We start from the raw sequence: 16933 nt of genomic DNA, 5'->3' as shown, positions 1-16933 counted from the left end.
TGCTGTCTGGTTGCAGGGGAAAACAGGGGCATTAGGTTGCCGTCCTGCATCTTTTTCTCACCGTTTGTCTTTTCTTGTCTATATGATCGGGTTATACTTTTTATGAGGAGGTGAAAGAGATGGAACAAGAAACGGTATTAAAAGAAATCTTAAAGGCGCTTGATCTTTACGCATCTGACTTTCGCTCACAAATCGCTGCATTAGACGGAAAAATCGACACAATAGACAAAAAAGTGGAAGCATTGGACAAAAGAGTCGAAGCATTGGATAAAAGAGTGGAAGCATTGGACAAAAAAGTCGGAGCATTGGACAAAAGAGTCGAAGTATTGGAGAAAAAAGTCGAAGCATTAGACAAAAAAGTAGAAACATTAGACAAAAAAGTGGAAACATTAGACAAAAAAGTGGAAACATTAGACAAAAAAGTCGAAGCAATGAATGATGAATTTAAAAGAAAGGTTGCGGAAATGGACAAGCGGATACAAGAGATGGACGACCGGCTGGAAGGCAGCATCGATCGGCTAGAAAATGAAATGAACGAACGGTTTAACCGATTAGAAACAAAAATCGACAATTTACGCATTGAACTTATCGAAACACAAGAAACCGTCGATTTCCACTCAGCCAAAATTGCCCAACACGAGCGAAAAATCCGCAAGCTCTCCCAGCAACAATAACCTCTCCAGCAGTAACACAACTTCTTTCTGCGCTTTCTCCACGATGAACTTGCCCCCATCGCTGAACAATGGGGGCGTTCGTTTGTGATTTTACCATTAGTCCAAACATGTGTGATCATACATATTATGGCATAAAAAGATCGACAAACGATAATGAAATAAAAAACAAACAGATGATGTTATTGGTTTTTAACCATTCTTCCAACCGCTTGCTTCCAGCTTCATAAGATAAATCATCTGCATCAACCGTAAAAAGCTTATAACCATATTTTTCATGGTAATCATACTGATTTAATATTTTTTGAACTAATGTAGTATCTTGTTCATTATCTAAAAAACCACCCACTTATTCTCATCCTGAAATTTTATATGCGACTGCTTCGAGATCAACATTGTTCTCATAATATCCTAAATGAAGATGTTGATTTGGATCCAATTTCACGGTTATCCATCCTTTTCCGTTGATTCCGTTTCTGCTTCTTTAAACTCCTTGATCACCAACCGGTTGACTATAAATCCGCCCATAAAATGCGATTAGTGTTTTAAATTTATTTCTTATTCCAACCATACTCTCTACATTTGAATTGCCTTCTCATCACTGCAGACACATCTGGTGAATCAAGTTTTGCCCGGGGCATTTTTGTTCCTGACACAGCTTTCTTCAACAAGTGACAATAAACAACAAAACTATTTCTCTCGATTATATATGTATCGGAACTCGCCGTGTCCGTCCCGGTTGACGGTAGAATAATGATGCCATTTCAATTGATATCTCCCTTTAATAAAGATTGGCACATCACGCTTTTCCTTCGTCCCTGTCGATGCATGTTCCTGCCATTTTAACTCCCCGGTGACGATCCGGTTTTCATGAATGCGAAACTCACAGTCCACTGTATTCGATTGCATCGGCTCTGTCCAATGCAAATGGTCATTCGTTAGCAGCACAACGATTCCGCAGATATTCCTTCTCCCCATCGTAATTCGTTCTAACTTTTCCACTTGTGCCAAAAAATCATAACGTCCTTGATCTTGAGGCACCGTGGTGCTTCAATTCAACCGTTCGGGGAAAAAGAGAAGAATAAACTCTTCAAAAAAAAGCTTGGATCAACTCTTTAAACAAGCGGTCATGGTCAACAGCCATACATTCACCTCACATGCGAAAATTCACATGCGTTGTTTCGACAACATATGTGCGAAACTCCTGCATGAGATAAAACAAAAACAGAGAGCCAAACAATGACTCTCTGCTTCTACAAATCCCAGCAATCCTTAGAGAGTGACGGGCAAGCAGCCCTTTCATATCACATCACACAAACGGCAATGCCCGTTCATGCTGTGAACGTGGATGAATCAGTCCGTGGTTATGGAAAGTAGAGCTCAAATCGGCGTAATGGATCGTCATCGGCAAACGTGTCTTCAGCATGGAATGAATATGCATAAACGATAACTTATATACATCAGAAACAATCTCGTTATTCGACAGGTGACAGCACATTGTTCATTCCACGCTGAAAAAGTTTGTTCGCTAAAACTATTATCTTCCAAAAGAAACATTCTATATGCCTAGCACGGAAAAATGGATGAATAAGGAAAAAGTCCTTGTTGTCATTTGGAAAATAGGAATATATCATGATTTATCCTCATTTTACTTATGTTACCATTTAAGTAATGTACGATGGGGAGGAAATGAAGGTGCCATCCTTATTGGAATCTATTGAAAAAGAAGCAAAGCGCCGTGTTTATGCGACTATGATCCGTTACCTTTCATCCTATCAAGGGCAAGTAGAGGAAGCAGTGGACGACTTTCATCGTGGCTCGCATTCCTTTTATCGCGCAAATGACGAGTATGTTCCGCATTGGCAGGGAGAGTCGAGGGGAGCGTATGAACTAGTATACTGGGACTTGCGACAAATCGAAGCACAAATTTATGCGACCGCAGATGATCTTCTTCATGAAATAAGCAGGGAAATTGCCCAAATTTGGCGAAAGATAGAGGAGCTATAATGACGACGATTCGAGTCAAACCAGAAGAATTGGAAACGGTAGCGAAACATATCCCCGATGCAGAGGACGCCTGCTGTCGCGCGCGAATCTCACTTTCTTGGGAACTTCCTTCTTTAGTGATGGAGATTCCGGGAATCAGTTCTGCCGCCATCCATGAGCTTACAGACGAACTGCTTTATTGGCTCCGCCGCTATGAAGAAAAGCTGAATGAAGCGGAGGAACTGCTGTATCGGACAGCCGCGGCAATAAGACAGGCAGACCAAACGCTCGCCGACAACATGAAAGAACTTGGTCTGGAGCTTCTTGGCTGGCATGATTTGCAGCGATTGTTTGGAGAATACGACCCGATCACTGGAAAACGGATATCAGGATGGGATCGCCTGTTTGCAGGAGGAATGTTATTGTTGTCTGTCATTCCTCCAGCCAAAGGAGCAGCAATCGCCGGCAAAGCGGGGAGCAAAGGAGCGAAAGCGGCTGAAACCGCAGCGGATGTTTCTAAATTGATCTCGCAAACGAAGTATGTTCTCCGCTATGATAAAGTTATGCCTGCCCTTCAAACGGTATATCACCAAGTCGTAAAAGCGCCGATTACCCAAACGATCCGCTCGTTCAAAAAGCAATGGGAGAATCTTCTCGAAAATGTTGGCTCTGTCCTACAGGGACCGCAGCCAGCCTTAGCAGGAGTTGGCGGTCCGGCACCCCGCATGGGGATAAGCGAGGCCGAGAGAGAAGCCAAAGGAACGATGATGAACATCGTTGGCAAGAATGGGGATGAGGTGGTTGGTAAGGGGACGGGTAATGCTAGACCGTCTTGGAGACAATCAGAAATTGATATAGGAAAAGAATATCCAGAATATAGTACTCAAAAATCTTTTAAAAACGGAAAAGAAGTACCTTATGGGACCAAAGGAAGCTCAAGACCAGATTATTATAAAAAAGGATTTAGTATAGAAGTAAAAAATTATAAAATTACTACCCCAGAAGGTAGAAGCAGATTAGTAAACAATATTTCTACTCAATTTGAAAAGCGATTAAGTGATTTGCCAAGAGGCACTAAACAAACTGTTATTATCGATATACGGGGACAAAATGTATCGGAAGAAATACTAGATGATTTGTATGATAAAATAATGAAAAAAACAAATGGTAAAGTAAATATTAGATTTAAAACTGATGAGTGAGGTGACAGAATGGCTGTAGGTTTTAAAGTAAAATATTATTGGTATCCAATTGGTCATGGCGACTTTTTACATTCGTTTTTTTCAACAGTAAGCTATCATTTAGAGCCAAATGGTTGGGGAACAAAGTATCCTCTTTTATTAAACAAACTATATAATGGCAAACTTGAGTATAAATATATTAAAGATGCTATTAAAGAAATAGATGAAATTCAAGAAAGTTTGAAAAATTACAGTCCATCACAAGTCATTTGGGATATTGAAGACCTTTCAAAAACACCACCATGGGGAGATAATATAAGTGATGAAATTACAGACTTATCTAACTATTTTGTTACAAGTGATGGAGAAGATTTAATAACTATTTTAAAAAAAGCCTTAAATAAGGCTTTAAAAGTAAAGTCAGACATTGAAATAGAAAGTATTTAAGAAAGTTTAAACTATGATTTTTAATAACCTTGATTGGCAGTAAGCCTTTCAAGGTTTTTTATTCTAAGGCTGTGTTAAAGGTTAATGTTGATATAGCACAAAAATTTAGGAACTTCGGAGTTAAGGAAGTTCTTCTTTTCTTGAAATAACGCCATCGTTAGCTGATACAGATTATTATTTAACAGCGTATATTGCCTCTTGTAATTTTAACATTACGTCCCTAAGATTTTTTACTTTATTATCATTTTCTGTCTCATCTTCTAAGTAAAAATCTGCAAAAGACTGATTTTCGTATCTTGGTACAATATGCATATGATAATGGGTTAATTCATTAAAAATACCACCATTTTGACAAATTGTAATACCATCAGGTTTATACAATAACTTAATAGCCTTTGAAACAAGTATAGATGCCTTCATAATTGCATTTGCTGTATCCACATTGAGTTCTTCCACTTCTTTAAAATGTTTCTTTGGTAGTATCAAAGTATGTCCATCATTAAAGGGAGCGTGATCTAAGATACAAGTCACATACTCATCTTCGTACACAACATAAACTGGTAGTTTTTTGTTTGCTAATTCACATCCTAAACAATACTTTTCTTGTGGCATATGTTTCCCCCTTTTTCTTCGTAATCTGTTTAGTTAGTCGGAAAAGAAAACTTTATTCACAAATTACACACTGAATTTATATAAATCCAGTTTGAAATTCCGACATGTTTAATCAATCTGCATCCTTGTCTATACTGCTCCTAAATGAGTAAATCAAAGGAGCGGAAGAAGAATGAGGAAAAAAGGATGACAAATTACAAACGATCATGGTTGGACGATCGAACGTCTTCAAGAACAGGAACGCAAAATGAAAAAGGCGAACATGGCAAAACGAATTGCAGTCATTCGTCTGATTATGCAAGGCTATTTGGGGATCCAAGTCGCTGAGCTCTTGAATCTCCACCGTGAGACCGTTTCGATTTACGTGCAAAAGTTTAATCAAGGTGGCATGGATGCGTTATTAGAACGTCGATACGCCCCGGGCAGAAAGCCGTATCTATCTCCAGAAGAAGAACGGGAATTAAAAAAAATGCTGGAAGAAAGCACTCCTGCCGATGAAGGATACGGCATTGAAACGGGCTGGAATACCCGGATTATTCAACATGTGTTAGAAGAGAAATTTTCTGTCACCATGTCCCGTGGCGGTATTGGTGATATGCTTCATCGATGGGGATTTCGCTATACACGCCCTACGTATACCCTCAAACGGGCCAATCCTCAGAAACAAAAAGAGTTTCAACAGGAGATGGAACTCATAAAAAAAAACTTGTCCGACAACATGGTCATAATCTATAAAGATGAAAGCCACATTCGGGATTACCAAACTCTACGGGCCACATGGAATGTTAAAGGGCGTCAAAAACAAATCCCTACGTATGGACATCACGCAACCGTTAGCTTATTAGGTGGTGTGAATATCGAAACGGGGGAATTTCACTGTATGGAAACCAATCAATGCGATGCACAGGCTTTTCTGCAATTTCTCCAATACACCTTGGACCAGTATCCGGATAAACATGTCGTGATGGTCTTGGATAACGCAAAAATTCATCGCGCCAAAATTCTTCAGCCTTTTCTACATGAGCACGAAGAACGGTTGACTTTGATATTCTTCCCCCCGTATTCACCGAATTTAAATTTGGTCGAACGGATTTGGGGCTGGCTGAAAGAGAGCGTGATTGCCAATCGGTTTCATGCCAATCGAAAAGAGTTGCGGGAATCGATTGTTTCGTTCTTGGAGCATCTCACTCAATTTCCAGAAAAAGTGCTCCAACGCATTGGACAGATAGTTATGTCGGAAAATTAATCTGAATCTATATAGAAAGCATCATTCTTCTCCTTCCCTTATCCATAGTTGTTGCCCAAACGGCCATGTTGCAAGTTCAGCCAATCGACTGCGTAAACTTGCATTTCGGGTAATTACTGCAACCTTTAAATGTCCCATACTTTCCTTTCCGAACGATCAGAACACCGCCACATTTCGGACAGCGGTTTTGCTGGATATGTTGTTCCGTCTGCTTTTGCTTCGTTCGAATCGTTTGCACGTGCCTCTTTTTCACTTCTTTTTCTTGTTTTTTATCTCTGATAAGTACTGTTTCTAATTTTTGTGCTAAACGTTGTTTTGTTTCCCTATCGATTTTGTTTCATGCTGCCCAAGCACTTGTTTCAACTGTTTCGGATAAACTACATAAGCTTGGGTAAAATGAGCATGTGATTTAAACTTTGTCCGCGGCAGAAACACGACAACCGAGTGAATCGGAATATGCGCAAACTCCTCCCCAAGCCAGTTTCTTAACGCCTTGATATGTCCTTTGTTCTGTAAAATAGGATTAAGAAATTTTTCTTTTCGTTTATAAATGACTTGTGTCCAATATTTCGATGTTTCCTCTCCGAAAATCCAGCCGCTATAATTTTTCGTTTCAATGACAAACAGGCCTTGATCGGAAAGAATAATATGATCGATTTGCGATGTGGAGCCATCTTCTTTAGGAATATACAAGTTATGGAAAGCTTTGTATTTTCCAGATGATGTTGCTTCTATCTTTTTGATTGTTTTTCGGACTTTATATTCTCCATACGATCCAATCCATTTCGCTTCTTTCGACTTGATCCATCTTGCCAATAAGGCAAGCAAGAATAAAAGAAGCAATGTATAGAAAAATCCCGCATTCATCTACTCTCCCCCCTCCCTTTTCACATCCCCCATACCACTTTACAGATTACCTAGGCGATTTCGTTCAATTTTGATCGTGTTATCTTTCCCATCCAACATATCAGCTCGCTTGCTGCCGTAGAGGCGCAGCCATGGGGAGCCTTTGACCGCTTTCACTGACAGCCGCGCTGTTCCGCGAATCTGTTCTTTTTCGATATCCACGCATTCGAGAAATTCATCCCAATAGACGATGGCAATGACTTGATTGTAGTCACTTAATTGCTTTTGCCCGCAAATAAAGGCAAAGATAAATTCTTTTTCCTTGTTGTTTTCGTGATGAATCTTGACAATTTCGTCAAGCTCATTGTCGCTAAATGGAAAGGACCAAGTAAAATCCTTGGAGCCTGATGGAGTGGTATTGTACTTCGTATAGATGATGTAGCTCGCTTTATTCGTCGTGACTTCGTATATTGCCGGTTGTCGTTTTCTTTTTCAAACAATGCCGGCACGAGTCCCCCGTTGACCAATGCAGAAAGCAACGCCCCGTAATAGTAGTCGGCTTTGCAAATCGTTGCCAGGTGATCCCCTACTTCGTTCCTACAACAAAAATCTCAGTCAATTTGATTGTACCAATCACTGCAGAAAAACGCTGTCGAACATTGTCAAATTGTCTATAAATTCCTAATTCCCAACCAACATACGCACCGAAAATTCGAGCGACCATAACAAAAAAGCTGCCCCATCATCTTAGGGCAACTTTCTCCTTTAGCGGGTAACAACAGCTGCCGAGCCAATACGTATCCGGTGAACCCATGAAAAAACGCTGTGGCCAGCTCTTTATTTAAATAAGCGGTCGTGGTCAATCGTTAACCCTTTTATGAACTTCTTCTTCCGTTAGGTCAAATATATGTGCAATATCGGCAATGCTCATTCCTTTTGCAATCATTTTTCGCATCATTTCTCGCTCTTTTTGCTTAGCTCCTTCACGTTTTCCTTTTTGTTCATACGAAATCAACAATTCCAACACTTGCTCTTTTTCTTTCGTTTCCATTTGATTCACCTCGTTTCGTAATTGTTGTTCCTCATCATCGGACAACCTCACGTATGTTTCAAAAAAGCCGATTAACAATCGCTGCTTTGCTTCATCCAGCTCTAAACGAACTAACATGCGTAAAAACTGTTTTTTCAATTCGATTCGTTCACTTTCAGTATAACCCATTTTGCTTAACAGCGCAGCGGCGATCGGATTGTCGCTGCGAATGTAGTTGCGCCAATTTTGTTTGCGCAATTCAACGGGGAAAAAGCGGAAGTGAAGGATGTTGCCAAACGGAAGTGGAAGCGTAAACGAGGATGGTTCGTCGCGGATGGCATCGTAGCTGAAAACGGCAATCGGAACGATGTTCGTGCGGTATTTTTCAAACAAACGGCTGAAGTAAATGAACATCCGTTCAGGAAACGACGGCTGCACATAGCTTTGGTTTTCGATATGGACGATGATCAGCCCGTCTTCCCCTTTTAATTTCGTTTCGACTAACAAATCGACGCGATACTTCTCCCCTGCCGTTACATCAGTGAACAGTTCTTCGGATAAAAAGGACAAATGGCGAAAGTCGATATGCTCGTACATGTTGGGGAAAAAGAGAAGAATAAACTCTTCAAAAAATGCTTGGATCAACTCTTTGAACAATCGGTCATGGTCAACAGCCATACATTCACCTTACATGTGAAAATTCACATACGTTATTTTGACAACGTGAGCGAAATTCCTGCATGGGATAAAACAAAAACAGAGAGCCAAGCAATGACTCTCTGCTTCTACAAATCCCAGCAATCCTTAGAGAATGACGGGCAAGCAACCCTTTCATATCACACAAACGGCAATGCCCGTTCATGCTGCGAACGCGGGTGAATCAGCCCGCGGTTATGGAAAGTAGAGCTTAAATCGGCGTAATGGATCGTAATCGGTAAGCGTGTCTTCAGCATGGAATGAATATGCATAAACGATAGCTTATATACATCAGAAACAATCTCATGAACAGACAGACCATTCGTTTTTTTCACAATTTTTACAAGTTGAGCCATGCCCACAAACTCTTTCGGATCTGTCGCACATAAATACGCGGTGTTTCCTTTGGAATAGTATACTCCTTGCTTCGTCACCCATTTTTTATTTGAATAAATAGCCATTCTTCTTCGCGGTTTTTTTATAATTTCTACAAAACCAAAAGGAATTTGAAATGATCGCAAATAAGCTTGTAAAAACTCTAAATCCTCCCGGCAAACGCCATCGCGGTGAAAAGTAATATGCCGCGGCTTTGCTCCATAGATTTGTTCATAGCCGTATATGCTTTCATTCACAATCTCTTCCATTGTAGAATTGGCGATGGTTTCTCCCGCTTCCGCCGTGACCACTGATTTTTGTTTAATGATTTTTCCATCGCGTCCAATCACCTGAATGATACCAGAGGCATGCTTTCCGTGTTCATGGCTGACATCCAATCCAATGAAACAGTCCGAATGCATAGGACTTGCCAAAATCCAAGGCTGAATTCCCGCCTTGGCATAAATCCCCAGCAAAATATTATAGTAGTGAAAGATATTATTTTCCGTAACTAAAGAAGAAGTGAACCCAACAAATTGCGTCATTAAGTCTTCTTTTCCACCAAATTCTTTTTTAATCGTAACGTAGGCGCGATCAATATTTTCTTCTGTTCCAATGACCACTACTACTGTTCCGCGGAACTGGTCAGTAATGGATTTCAAATGATACGACAGGTTATCTTGCTTAAAAAAGTCTTTTGGCAATTGACCGTATAGTTGGCGAGGCTGATCAGAAATATTAAGCTTTACACCAAGTGCCTCAGACATTGATTCTAGCTTTTTTACAAAATATCCTACTTCCTTTCGCTTTTGTAGGTCATAGTTCAGCTCTGGGTCGACGAAAAAACTAATGGCTACACTGCTCGGTTCATACACTCCCGACTGCTTGAGCCCTCTATAAATCTCATTTGTTTTATATCCTTGTCCAAACACCATTATCGGGGAATCCAGCTCATTAACATCATAGCCTAGGTTAACCGCCCGCACATTTTCTTTTTGGAATGTTAACACTTGTTGTTGCCCAAGCAAGCGGAACGTTTCTGTATAAAGCTTCGACATTTTTTCATGTGGCGACAGCTTAATCAAGCGATTCACTTTTTTCGTCATCAATGGCGGCAATTGCTCATATGAACAAGTTAACTTTAGCAAATGGGGCAAATAAGGAAGAAGATGACCGTCTCTGCTTTTTACATGTACAACCGGTGTTTTTTCATGAACCCCTTTTAGCTTCCACAGTTCATTTTTTTCTAAGTAATAATCAATGACACTTTGTTGTAAAAACGGACTTTTTTGCCCAGCTGTATAGTCAGCAATTTCTACAAATGTGTAATAGTATGCTCGCCTATTAAATGGGTCGACAACCTCCATTCCTTCTTTGAGTAACGATGGATCGGTATCGATAAAATCTTGTAATGTTTTTCGATATTCAAAACGGTGCTGATAATCAAAACCAACGAAAATATCTCCATTTTCTTCGACTGAAAAGGAAATATAGATTACCGGATGAATACTAATTTCACCGACATGCATCGACTGTTCATTGGCTAAACGGAATAAGTCGTTATCCATCTTATAGCCGCTTTTACAACGATTCTCTAATTCTTTCTTTAATAATTTTTCCAAAATTGTTCTTTCCATAGGCAAAGAACATTGAATAGGCCGATGTTCGTGCCGAATATAACGATGATCTCCCCAATGGCAGATCTCTTCAAACGATGCTATATACTGTCCATGCGCCGCCACCGTTATGTACGAATTTAGCTTTCTCAGTTCATAAGCGATCGAGTGGGCATAAGAATATTTTTCGTGCGGATTAGATAAAGGAACCGTATAAAGATGAATGGCAATATCCGACGCTTTTTCATTTGCTTTGCATTCAGAAAAATAATAGTGGTTCACAATCTCACCGCCTTTCCAAATCGATCCACGGTATATTATATCATCATCTTTCGGAATTATAGTAAGAATAGAATGATTTAAAATAAAAATCTGAATTGAGTATCATGCACGAAGCCAAAATGAACCCGACAAAGCCTGTTGTATGCGATTATATAGCCATAATGACTGATTTTATGCTAAGCAACTTTATAAACCGTATTTTTTAGAAAGTTGAATTTACACATTGAAGCTGTCCCGGAAGGCCGGTAAAACCGATGTTTGGGACAGCTTCGTTCTATTTTCATCCAAATGGATGATCTAAGATCATATGCAAATACTGAGGAACCATTGGAACATAACCTGAAGGCTTGCAGCCGATTAAAGTTCTACTTTTGTTCAAGAATGACTTCTTTACATAATATCTTTACCCAAGGATGTGTATAATCAAAAGTATAGATGTTAATGTGATGCAAGCCCATATTAGTCTGTCGGCTGTTGTACACCCTTTCAAATAATACATCACGTTAATCTCGTCTTTTGACAGTTGGGTAAACTTACTTGGCATACTAAATTCTGCTTTTAGGCAGTCCTTAAAAACAGTGTCAATTCCCTAGTTTCACTCTTACCGTCTTGTATATCCCAATAATAATCTAAGCTGATTGATAAATCTGTTAAATGATTAACCCATTTAACATCCGTTATTATACTGTCGGTAAAATCAAAAGCGTTCTCAATTTCTTCAATGTTACTTGCAATAATCAATGAAACCGCCCGCTTTCAGAAATAAAAACTTTGTGCATTTGAGAAGTATTCATTCTGAAGATGAATTGGATGATTGACAAGGAAGACCATGGTAGTAGCGCATTCTTAGAAGAAAATGGTCATGAACCATGTTAATGTAGTCAATTTTTTGCTTTTTAATACCATTTTAACACGTTGTGGAGATACCGACCATCAATAAACAAAGCAATTCGTGAATACAAAAAAGATCTTTGTTCAAGTAAAAATAAAAGGAGCGGGCATGATATCTCTCCTCTTGGCTTATCATACATATGAATGACGGTGTTTATTTGTAATTTGAAAAAGGATTCTGAAATAATGTGCTAATTTACACTAATCACTCATGTTCTTTTACCCCAATTCTTCTTTCAATTCAACAGGACCGTTCACCGCAAATGTTAAAAGACTAGTACTCCAGAGAATGACAGACATAGGTTCAAAGCTTTATACTTAACCGGCGCAACATGTCAAAAGTATCCGTGTAGGGCACATTGAATGCGCGACAAACATTAGGAATGAGAATTCTCTTTTTGGAATCGGGGTTAAATTGTTCATGCGTCACGACTGTAAAATTGTATGTCTTTGCAAACGCTATTAACCAACTATCTGCTGCACTAGCAAACTCTCTTTTTGCCACCTCAAAATATTGCCCCTGCTGAACAGCCCAAGTAATAATTTCCTGATATGTTCTAAGAACTTCAATTTTATCGGTTGGCTCGAACCATTGGGCAAAATGATGATTGGCCCATTCGCTTAATTCATCATTTTTATGGAAGCTATTAATTTCTTGTTTAACACGGTCAATGCTTATGATGTTGCCGTTTTCGGCATGTTGAAGCAGGGCATCCCAAAAGGAAGGAGCGATATCAAAAGAATAATACCTTTTATAGGCTTCAATAAAAATGTTCGTATCAATCACAAACTTATGGCTAGAACTCATACATATCTCCCCGTATCGACATATTCGGCAAACTTATCAAAAGTGCTGCCTGAAAGCCCCGTCAATTGATAGGCTTCACGATAAAGGATCGTTCCTTCCTTTGCCGCCCTTATGACCGCTTCCGCAAAATGACGGCCGATACGCATCGTTTGAGTTGCGTAAAAATTGCCTCCGTTTGTTTTCGTTTGTTCCGTTTGTTGCTGAAGCCGTTTCATATAATCTTCATAAAATAAAAAAAACTCCTCTTTTGTCACAAGGTTTAAGTCTAGAGCTCTACGTGCCGCCACAATTTCACTAACCTTAAAATGGCGAGCCACTTGTTCAAAACGATCTTCCGATTGACCAACCTGTTTCCATATAATAATTAATTCATCTTCAGGGACAAGAAACTCAGCAGCTGCTTTGTTGCACGCGTTTTCAATTTCAGCATCAGCAGGCTGAAGATTTTTTAAATCGAATGCGGCACTCGCCCCGTACCAAATATGAGCAAGTTCGTGGGCCAATGTAAACATTTGCGCAGCTTTTCCGTCTCTTCCATTTATAAATATTAAAGGGGCATAGTCATCAATAAGAACAAAACCGCGAAATTCCGCAACATCCAGTTTTCGATGTGTATTATTGCCGACTACTCCATTAATGACGACAATAATGCCGATATCTTCAGTTTTTCTAATAAGATTGCGTAAAGCTTCCTGCCAAGTTGATTGTTTTGATGCCCATCCATCTTCCAAACTTAACGTTCTTCGCATATCTTGTGCAACGAGTTTTGGATCCATTGACAAGTTCGCACGCCCCACATAATTTAAAGGCGGATTGCCTAGCTGAATTAAATAATCTCGCATCCACTGTTGCCGTCTTTCCATCGTTTGAACCGTTTCCAAAAGATTGGGACTCGGGCGGACAGCCCCTTCATCTCTCACCGTGCGATAATGAGGAATACTCAACTTCTCCTCTGGTGGATTAGGGAGAAAAAAATAACCAAGAGGTACAGCTGTCATTTTTGCAAGTTTTTCTAACTGCTTAAGCGTCGGTTGGCTTTCTTGATTGATCCATTTATCAATATTAGGAAACTGATCCTTCAGCCGATCAAAATTATCCATGCGTTTGATCACCCATTGTAGAACATTGGGTTTAACCTCAACCTTAACCATCATATTGCCCCTCCTCTTTGACTATAGTATGCCACAAATGCTGGAAAGGAAAAAGAGAGGAGAGAGCATTCAATAAAAAAAGCTGGCCTCAAAAGGTCATTGTACCACCTTTTGGGACAGCCTCCTGTAATGCATCATTAACGGTTAACAGCCCGCAGCATAAACGCCTCAACATCATTCTCCGGACCGACAAACTCAATATCCGTGCCAATTGCTTCAAAGTGCTTGCGGGCAAAGGCGATTTTGGCGGATTCGCCCGGACGCAATTCTCCTTCCCATTCCTGTCCTTTCGTCTCAAGGACGAAGTACAGCTTTTCTTCCCCGTCTTTCTCAATGACAAGCGCCCAGTCAGGATTGTAGGAACCAATCGGCGTGTCTATTTTAAACCAGCTTGGCAGTTTGACATATACTTTTACTTTTTCGTCGTCTTCGAAGCGTTTAGCAAAACGCTCTTCCACATCTGAATCATAGACGACATGGTCAAACAGCGATTTTTCACTAGGAATTGCGTTGTCATTCAAGTAGGCAAGCAGTTCTTCGTTTTGGAATAGTTCCACCGCATAATATGCATCGTCGCCAATTTTATAATATTTCACACCGTCTTTTAACAGCTGCTTCATTTCGCGCTGGATGATCTTTGTCACTTCTTCGATAAACTTTTGCGGATTGTTTTTGAAATCGTCAAGCCGCTTGCAGCCGGTTAAGATGCGGACGATCGTCTTGCGCGTTAAATTCGTGCGGTTTTGCAGCTCGGTAATCACGTCTGGAAGCGTATGGTGCAAGCTGACGTAATCTTCGACGCTTTCGCTTACCGTTTGCGCCTGTACTCCTGTCACGCGGTCGATTTCCACTTTTCCTTTGCGGCTTAAAATGCGAATTTTCTCAATGCGCGGCATCGCTTGAATGCTTTCGATACACTTTTGAATCAATTGTTCGCTGTCGAAATCGACGGAATAGACCGTTTTATATTTAATTTTATCCCATAACTGTCTGAATTCTTCCTGATTGAATACAGACATATTTAATTTCACTTTTTGCTTTTTGGTTGCGTCTTTGATCGGCAATGCTTGCAAGTGGCGTTTTATTTCTTTGACGATCGCCGGAAGCCATGGCTGAAACTCTGTGCTTAAGCGCAAATCATAGTTTTCTATCGCTTTCTTTAATTCAGAGGTAACCATGCTATGCTTGTCGATATAACCGTTTCGCTTTAATTCTTCATATAATTTTACCGATAAATCGTAGCCCATTTGCACCGGCTCTTCCGTCTTCTCATCGACATAAACGAGTTTAGCAAATATATGTTTTTCGATTTTGCCGAATTTGACTCCTGTTTCTTCTTCGATTTCTTTTTGCAACGTCGCAACAAACTCTTCGTACGATTCGTTCGCCATGACCGTTAGCGTGTTGATATTATAATCTTGCACACGCTCCCCGTTTTGGTTGACAGCCAGACGCAATCCGCGCCCGATTTCTTGGCGTCTCGATACGTACGTTCCCGCGGAGTCTTTCAACGTGCAAATTTGAAAGACGTTCGGGTTGTCCCATCCTTCGCGAAGCGCCGAATGGGAGAAAATGAAGCGAAGCGGCTCATTGAGGCTAAGCAGCCGTTCTTTGTCTTTCATAATAAGGTTGTACACATCAGTGTCCGCTTCCGTATTTCCTTTCGTATCTTTCAACCGTCCTTTTTTGTCTTGCGCGAAATACCCGTTGTGCGCTTTTTCCACATCCTTATCAATGCCTGGGTCATCCCAGAGCGGGCGGTATTTCGGTTTTTGGATCAAATCCTTATATTCTTCCTCAAACATCACCGCATATTTTCCTTTAATCGGATTGCCATCTTTATCATAATCACGGTAATGGGCGACTTTGTCGATAAAGAAAAGGCTTAACACTTTAATGCCGCGGCGGCGAAGCTGCAGTTCTTTATTCAAGTGCTCTTCAATCGTCTTGCGGATTTGATACCGCTTTATCGCATCATCGTCAATATCACCGATCGCATCACCGACCCGCAGACAATAGCCATTTACTTCAATCGCTTCGTTTCCTTCCGTCCAATCAATCTGCTCGACGATATAGCCACGATACAATTCCCGTTCCCCGGAAATATCATATAAATCATCTCCGTATTTCACCGTTTTCGTCGTCCGCTTCACCTTTCCGCGCGATTCGACATCCAGTTCGATCTTCGCTTTTCTTTCCTTTACCTCGATTAGTTTTATGTACGGCACATTAAAAGACGGTTCAGAACGAACAGACATCACTTCGATTTTTTTGACGAGTTTTTGATTATACGCGTCGACCGCATCGAGGCGATACACCATGTTATATTTATCCACATGCGTCGCCGAATAGCGCAGCGTGCAAAGCGGATGGAGCGAGGCGATCGCTTCTTTTGATTTCGGCGTCGTATCGACGCTTTGCGGCTCGTCAATAATAACAATCGGGTTCGTCTGTTGAATAAATTCGATTGGGCGATACCCGTTTAAACGATCGTTCGGACGGTGGATGACGTTCGCTTTATCTTCTTTTTCCGGATCTTCAAAGCTTTTGCGGAACGCGTCAATATTAATGATCATGATTTGGATTGTTGTCGCTGTCGCAAAGTTACGGACTTGATCGAGTTTTTGCGAATCGTAAATAAAGTATTCTACTGGCGTATGGTCATACAGTTCATTAAAATGTTCCCTCGTAATTTGCAGCGACTTGTACACCCCTTCGCGAATCGCCACGGACGGAACGACAATGACAAATTTCGTAAATCCGTAATGTTTATGCAATTCGTAAATCGTTCGTAAATAGACATATGTCTTCCCCGTACCTGTCTCCATTTCAACGGTAAAATGCATGCCATCAAGCCGCTCGCTGCGCGGCAGGCCGTTTTTCATTTGAATGTCCTGCACATTTTTTAAAATTTCTTCCGGCGTAAGGTCGAGCCGATTCCCTACGCCTAAATCCGTTTGAATCATTCCCGCGTTTGGTCCATACGAAACGGTGAAGTTGGACTGGCTCATTTCTTGCCCTTTAAAAATTTGCACAACGGAATCAATCGCCCGTTTTTGATAATCCAAGTCCGCGATAAACTTCAGCTTCATCGG

15 protein-coding genes and 3 pseudogenes are annotated in these 16933 nt (G+C 40.6%); 5 read left to right on the top strand and 13 right to left on the bottom strand.

Annotated elements, in window-relative coordinates; genetic code table 11:
• The first annotated feature begins 119 nt into the window (after positions 1 to 119).
• Entirely contained in the window at positions 120 to 674 is a 555-nt protein-coding gene (locus tag AOT13_RS10060) for a hypothetical protein (protein ID WP_013877162.1), read from the top strand.
• A gap of 124 nt (positions 675 to 798) precedes the next feature.
• Here AOT13_RS10060 and AOT13_RS10055 read toward each other — a convergent pair.
• From AOT13_RS10055 to AOT13_RS21405, 3 genes and pseudogenes are all read right to left on the bottom strand, one after another.
• A pseudogene (locus tag AOT13_RS10055) lies at positions 799 to 1116 on the bottom strand (DUF3986 family protein).
• 245 nt (positions 1117 to 1361) lie between these two features.
• Positions 1362 to 1712 (bottom strand): hypothetical protein, encoded by a 351-nt coding sequence (locus tag AOT13_RS10050; protein WP_232511504.1) that lies wholly within the window; start codon positions 1710 to 1712, stop codon positions 1362 to 1364.
• Positions 1713 to 1733: 21 nt separating this feature from the next.
• A pseudogene (locus AOT13_RS21405) lies at positions 1734 to 1815 on the bottom strand (Rpn family recombination-promoting nuclease/putative transposase); the annotation flags it as partial.
• 551 nt (positions 1816 to 2366) lie between these two features.
• Between AOT13_RS21405 and AOT13_RS10045 the strand changes: the two are divergent.
• The 3 genes from AOT13_RS10045 to AOT13_RS10035 are packed head-to-tail and all read left to right on the top strand — an operon-like array spanning position 2367 to position 4285.
• The gene (locus tag AOT13_RS10045) at positions 2367 to 2678 is read left to right on the top strand and encodes a hypothetical protein (protein ID WP_003251420.1); all 312 of its coding nucleotides are present in this window, start codon (positions 2367 to 2369) and stop codon (positions 2676 to 2678) included.
• Entirely contained in the window at positions 2678 to 3859 is a 1182-nt protein-coding gene (locus AOT13_RS10040; RefSeq protein WP_013877165.1) for a pre-toxin TG domain-containing protein, read from the top strand. The genes AOT13_RS10045 and AOT13_RS10040 overlap by 1 nt, the downstream gene beginning before the upstream one ends.
• 9 nt (positions 3860 to 3868) lie before the next feature.
• Complete coding sequence (locus AOT13_RS10035) at positions 3869 to 4285, top strand: immunity 70 family protein (RefSeq protein ID WP_003251423.1); 417 nt, start codon at positions 3869 to 3871, stop codon at positions 4283 to 4285.
• A 174-nt stretch (positions 4286 to 4459) separates the two neighbouring features.
• Here AOT13_RS10035 and AOT13_RS10030 read toward each other — a convergent pair whose 3' ends face one another.
• Positions 4460 to 4897, bottom strand: a complete 438-nt coding sequence (locus AOT13_RS10030; protein ID WP_013401174.1) for an HIT family protein — start codon at positions 4895 to 4897, stop codon at positions 4460 to 4462.
• Positions 4898 to 5144: 247 nt separating this feature from the next.
• Between AOT13_RS10030 and AOT13_RS10025 the strand changes: the two genes are divergently transcribed.
• On the top strand, positions 5145 to 6143 hold the full coding sequence (locus AOT13_RS10025; RefSeq protein WP_003251425.1) for an IS630 family transposase: 999 nt from the start codon (positions 5145 to 5147) through the stop codon (positions 6141 to 6143).
• Between the two features lie 76 nt (positions 6144 to 6219).
• Here AOT13_RS10025 and AOT13_RS21015 read toward each other — a convergent pair whose 3' ends face one another.
• The 9 genes and pseudogenes from AOT13_RS21015 to AOT13_RS09990 all read right to left on the bottom strand — a co-directional run bounded on the left by AOT13_RS21015 (position 6220) and on the right by AOT13_RS09990 (position 16930).
• Complete coding sequence (locus AOT13_RS21015; protein ID WP_237169056.1) at positions 6220 to 6381, bottom strand: topoisomerase DNA-binding C4 zinc finger domain-containing protein; 162 nt, start codon at positions 6379 to 6381, stop codon at positions 6220 to 6222.
• 65 nt (positions 6382 to 6446) lie between these two features.
• Positions 6447 to 7010, bottom strand: coding sequence for a nuclease-related domain-containing protein (locus AOT13_RS10020; protein ID WP_232511502.1), 564 nt, complete (start codon positions 7008 to 7010; stop codon positions 6447 to 6449).
• 39 nt (positions 7011 to 7049) lie between these two features.
• A pseudogene (locus AOT13_RS21305) lies at positions 7050 to 7567 on the bottom strand (hypothetical protein).
• Between the two features lie 281 nt (positions 7568 to 7848).
• Entirely contained in the window at positions 7849 to 8697 is an 849-nt protein-coding gene (locus tag AOT13_RS10010; protein ID WP_042383160.1) for an Rpn family recombination-promoting nuclease/putative transposase, read from the bottom strand.
• Between the two features lie 158 nt (positions 8698 to 8855).
• Positions 8856 to 10988 (bottom strand): Piwi domain-containing protein, encoded by a 2133-nt coding sequence (locus AOT13_RS10005; RefSeq protein ID WP_042383163.1) that lies wholly within the window; start codon positions 10986 to 10988, stop codon positions 8856 to 8858.
• Positions 10989 to 11546: 558 nt separating this feature from the next.
• Positions 11547 to 11729: a hypothetical protein gene (locus AOT13_RS19525; RefSeq protein ID WP_052518149.1), complete on the bottom strand. Its 183-nt coding sequence runs from the start codon at positions 11727 to 11729 to the stop codon at positions 11547 to 11549.
• Between the two features lie 454 nt (positions 11730 to 12183).
• Positions 12184 to 12687: a DUF4411 family protein gene (locus AOT13_RS10000; RefSeq protein ID WP_042383166.1), complete on the bottom strand. Its 504-nt coding sequence runs from the start codon at positions 12685 to 12687 to the stop codon at positions 12184 to 12186.
• Positions 12684 to 13841, bottom strand: a complete 1158-nt coding sequence (locus AOT13_RS09995; protein WP_232511500.1) for an ImmA/IrrE family metallo-endopeptidase — start codon at positions 13839 to 13841, stop codon at positions 12684 to 12686. The genes AOT13_RS10000 and AOT13_RS09995 overlap by 4 nt, the downstream gene beginning before the upstream one ends.
• 134 nt (positions 13842 to 13975) lie before the next feature.
• A complete protein-coding gene (locus tag AOT13_RS09990; RefSeq protein ID WP_042383170.1) occupies positions 13976 to 16930 on the bottom strand; it encodes a type III restriction-modification system endonuclease in 2955 nt (984 codons plus the stop codon).
• Between the last annotated feature and the right edge of the window lie 3 nt (positions 16931 to 16933).

The organism is Parageobacillus thermoglucosidasius, assembly GCF_001295365.1.
Taxonomy (GTDB): Bacteria; Bacillota; Bacilli; order Bacillales; family Anoxybacillaceae; genus Parageobacillus; species Parageobacillus thermoglucosidasius.
Note: the sequence above shows the minus strand (reverse complement) of the source record. Positions and strands in the feature narration are given on the sequence as shown.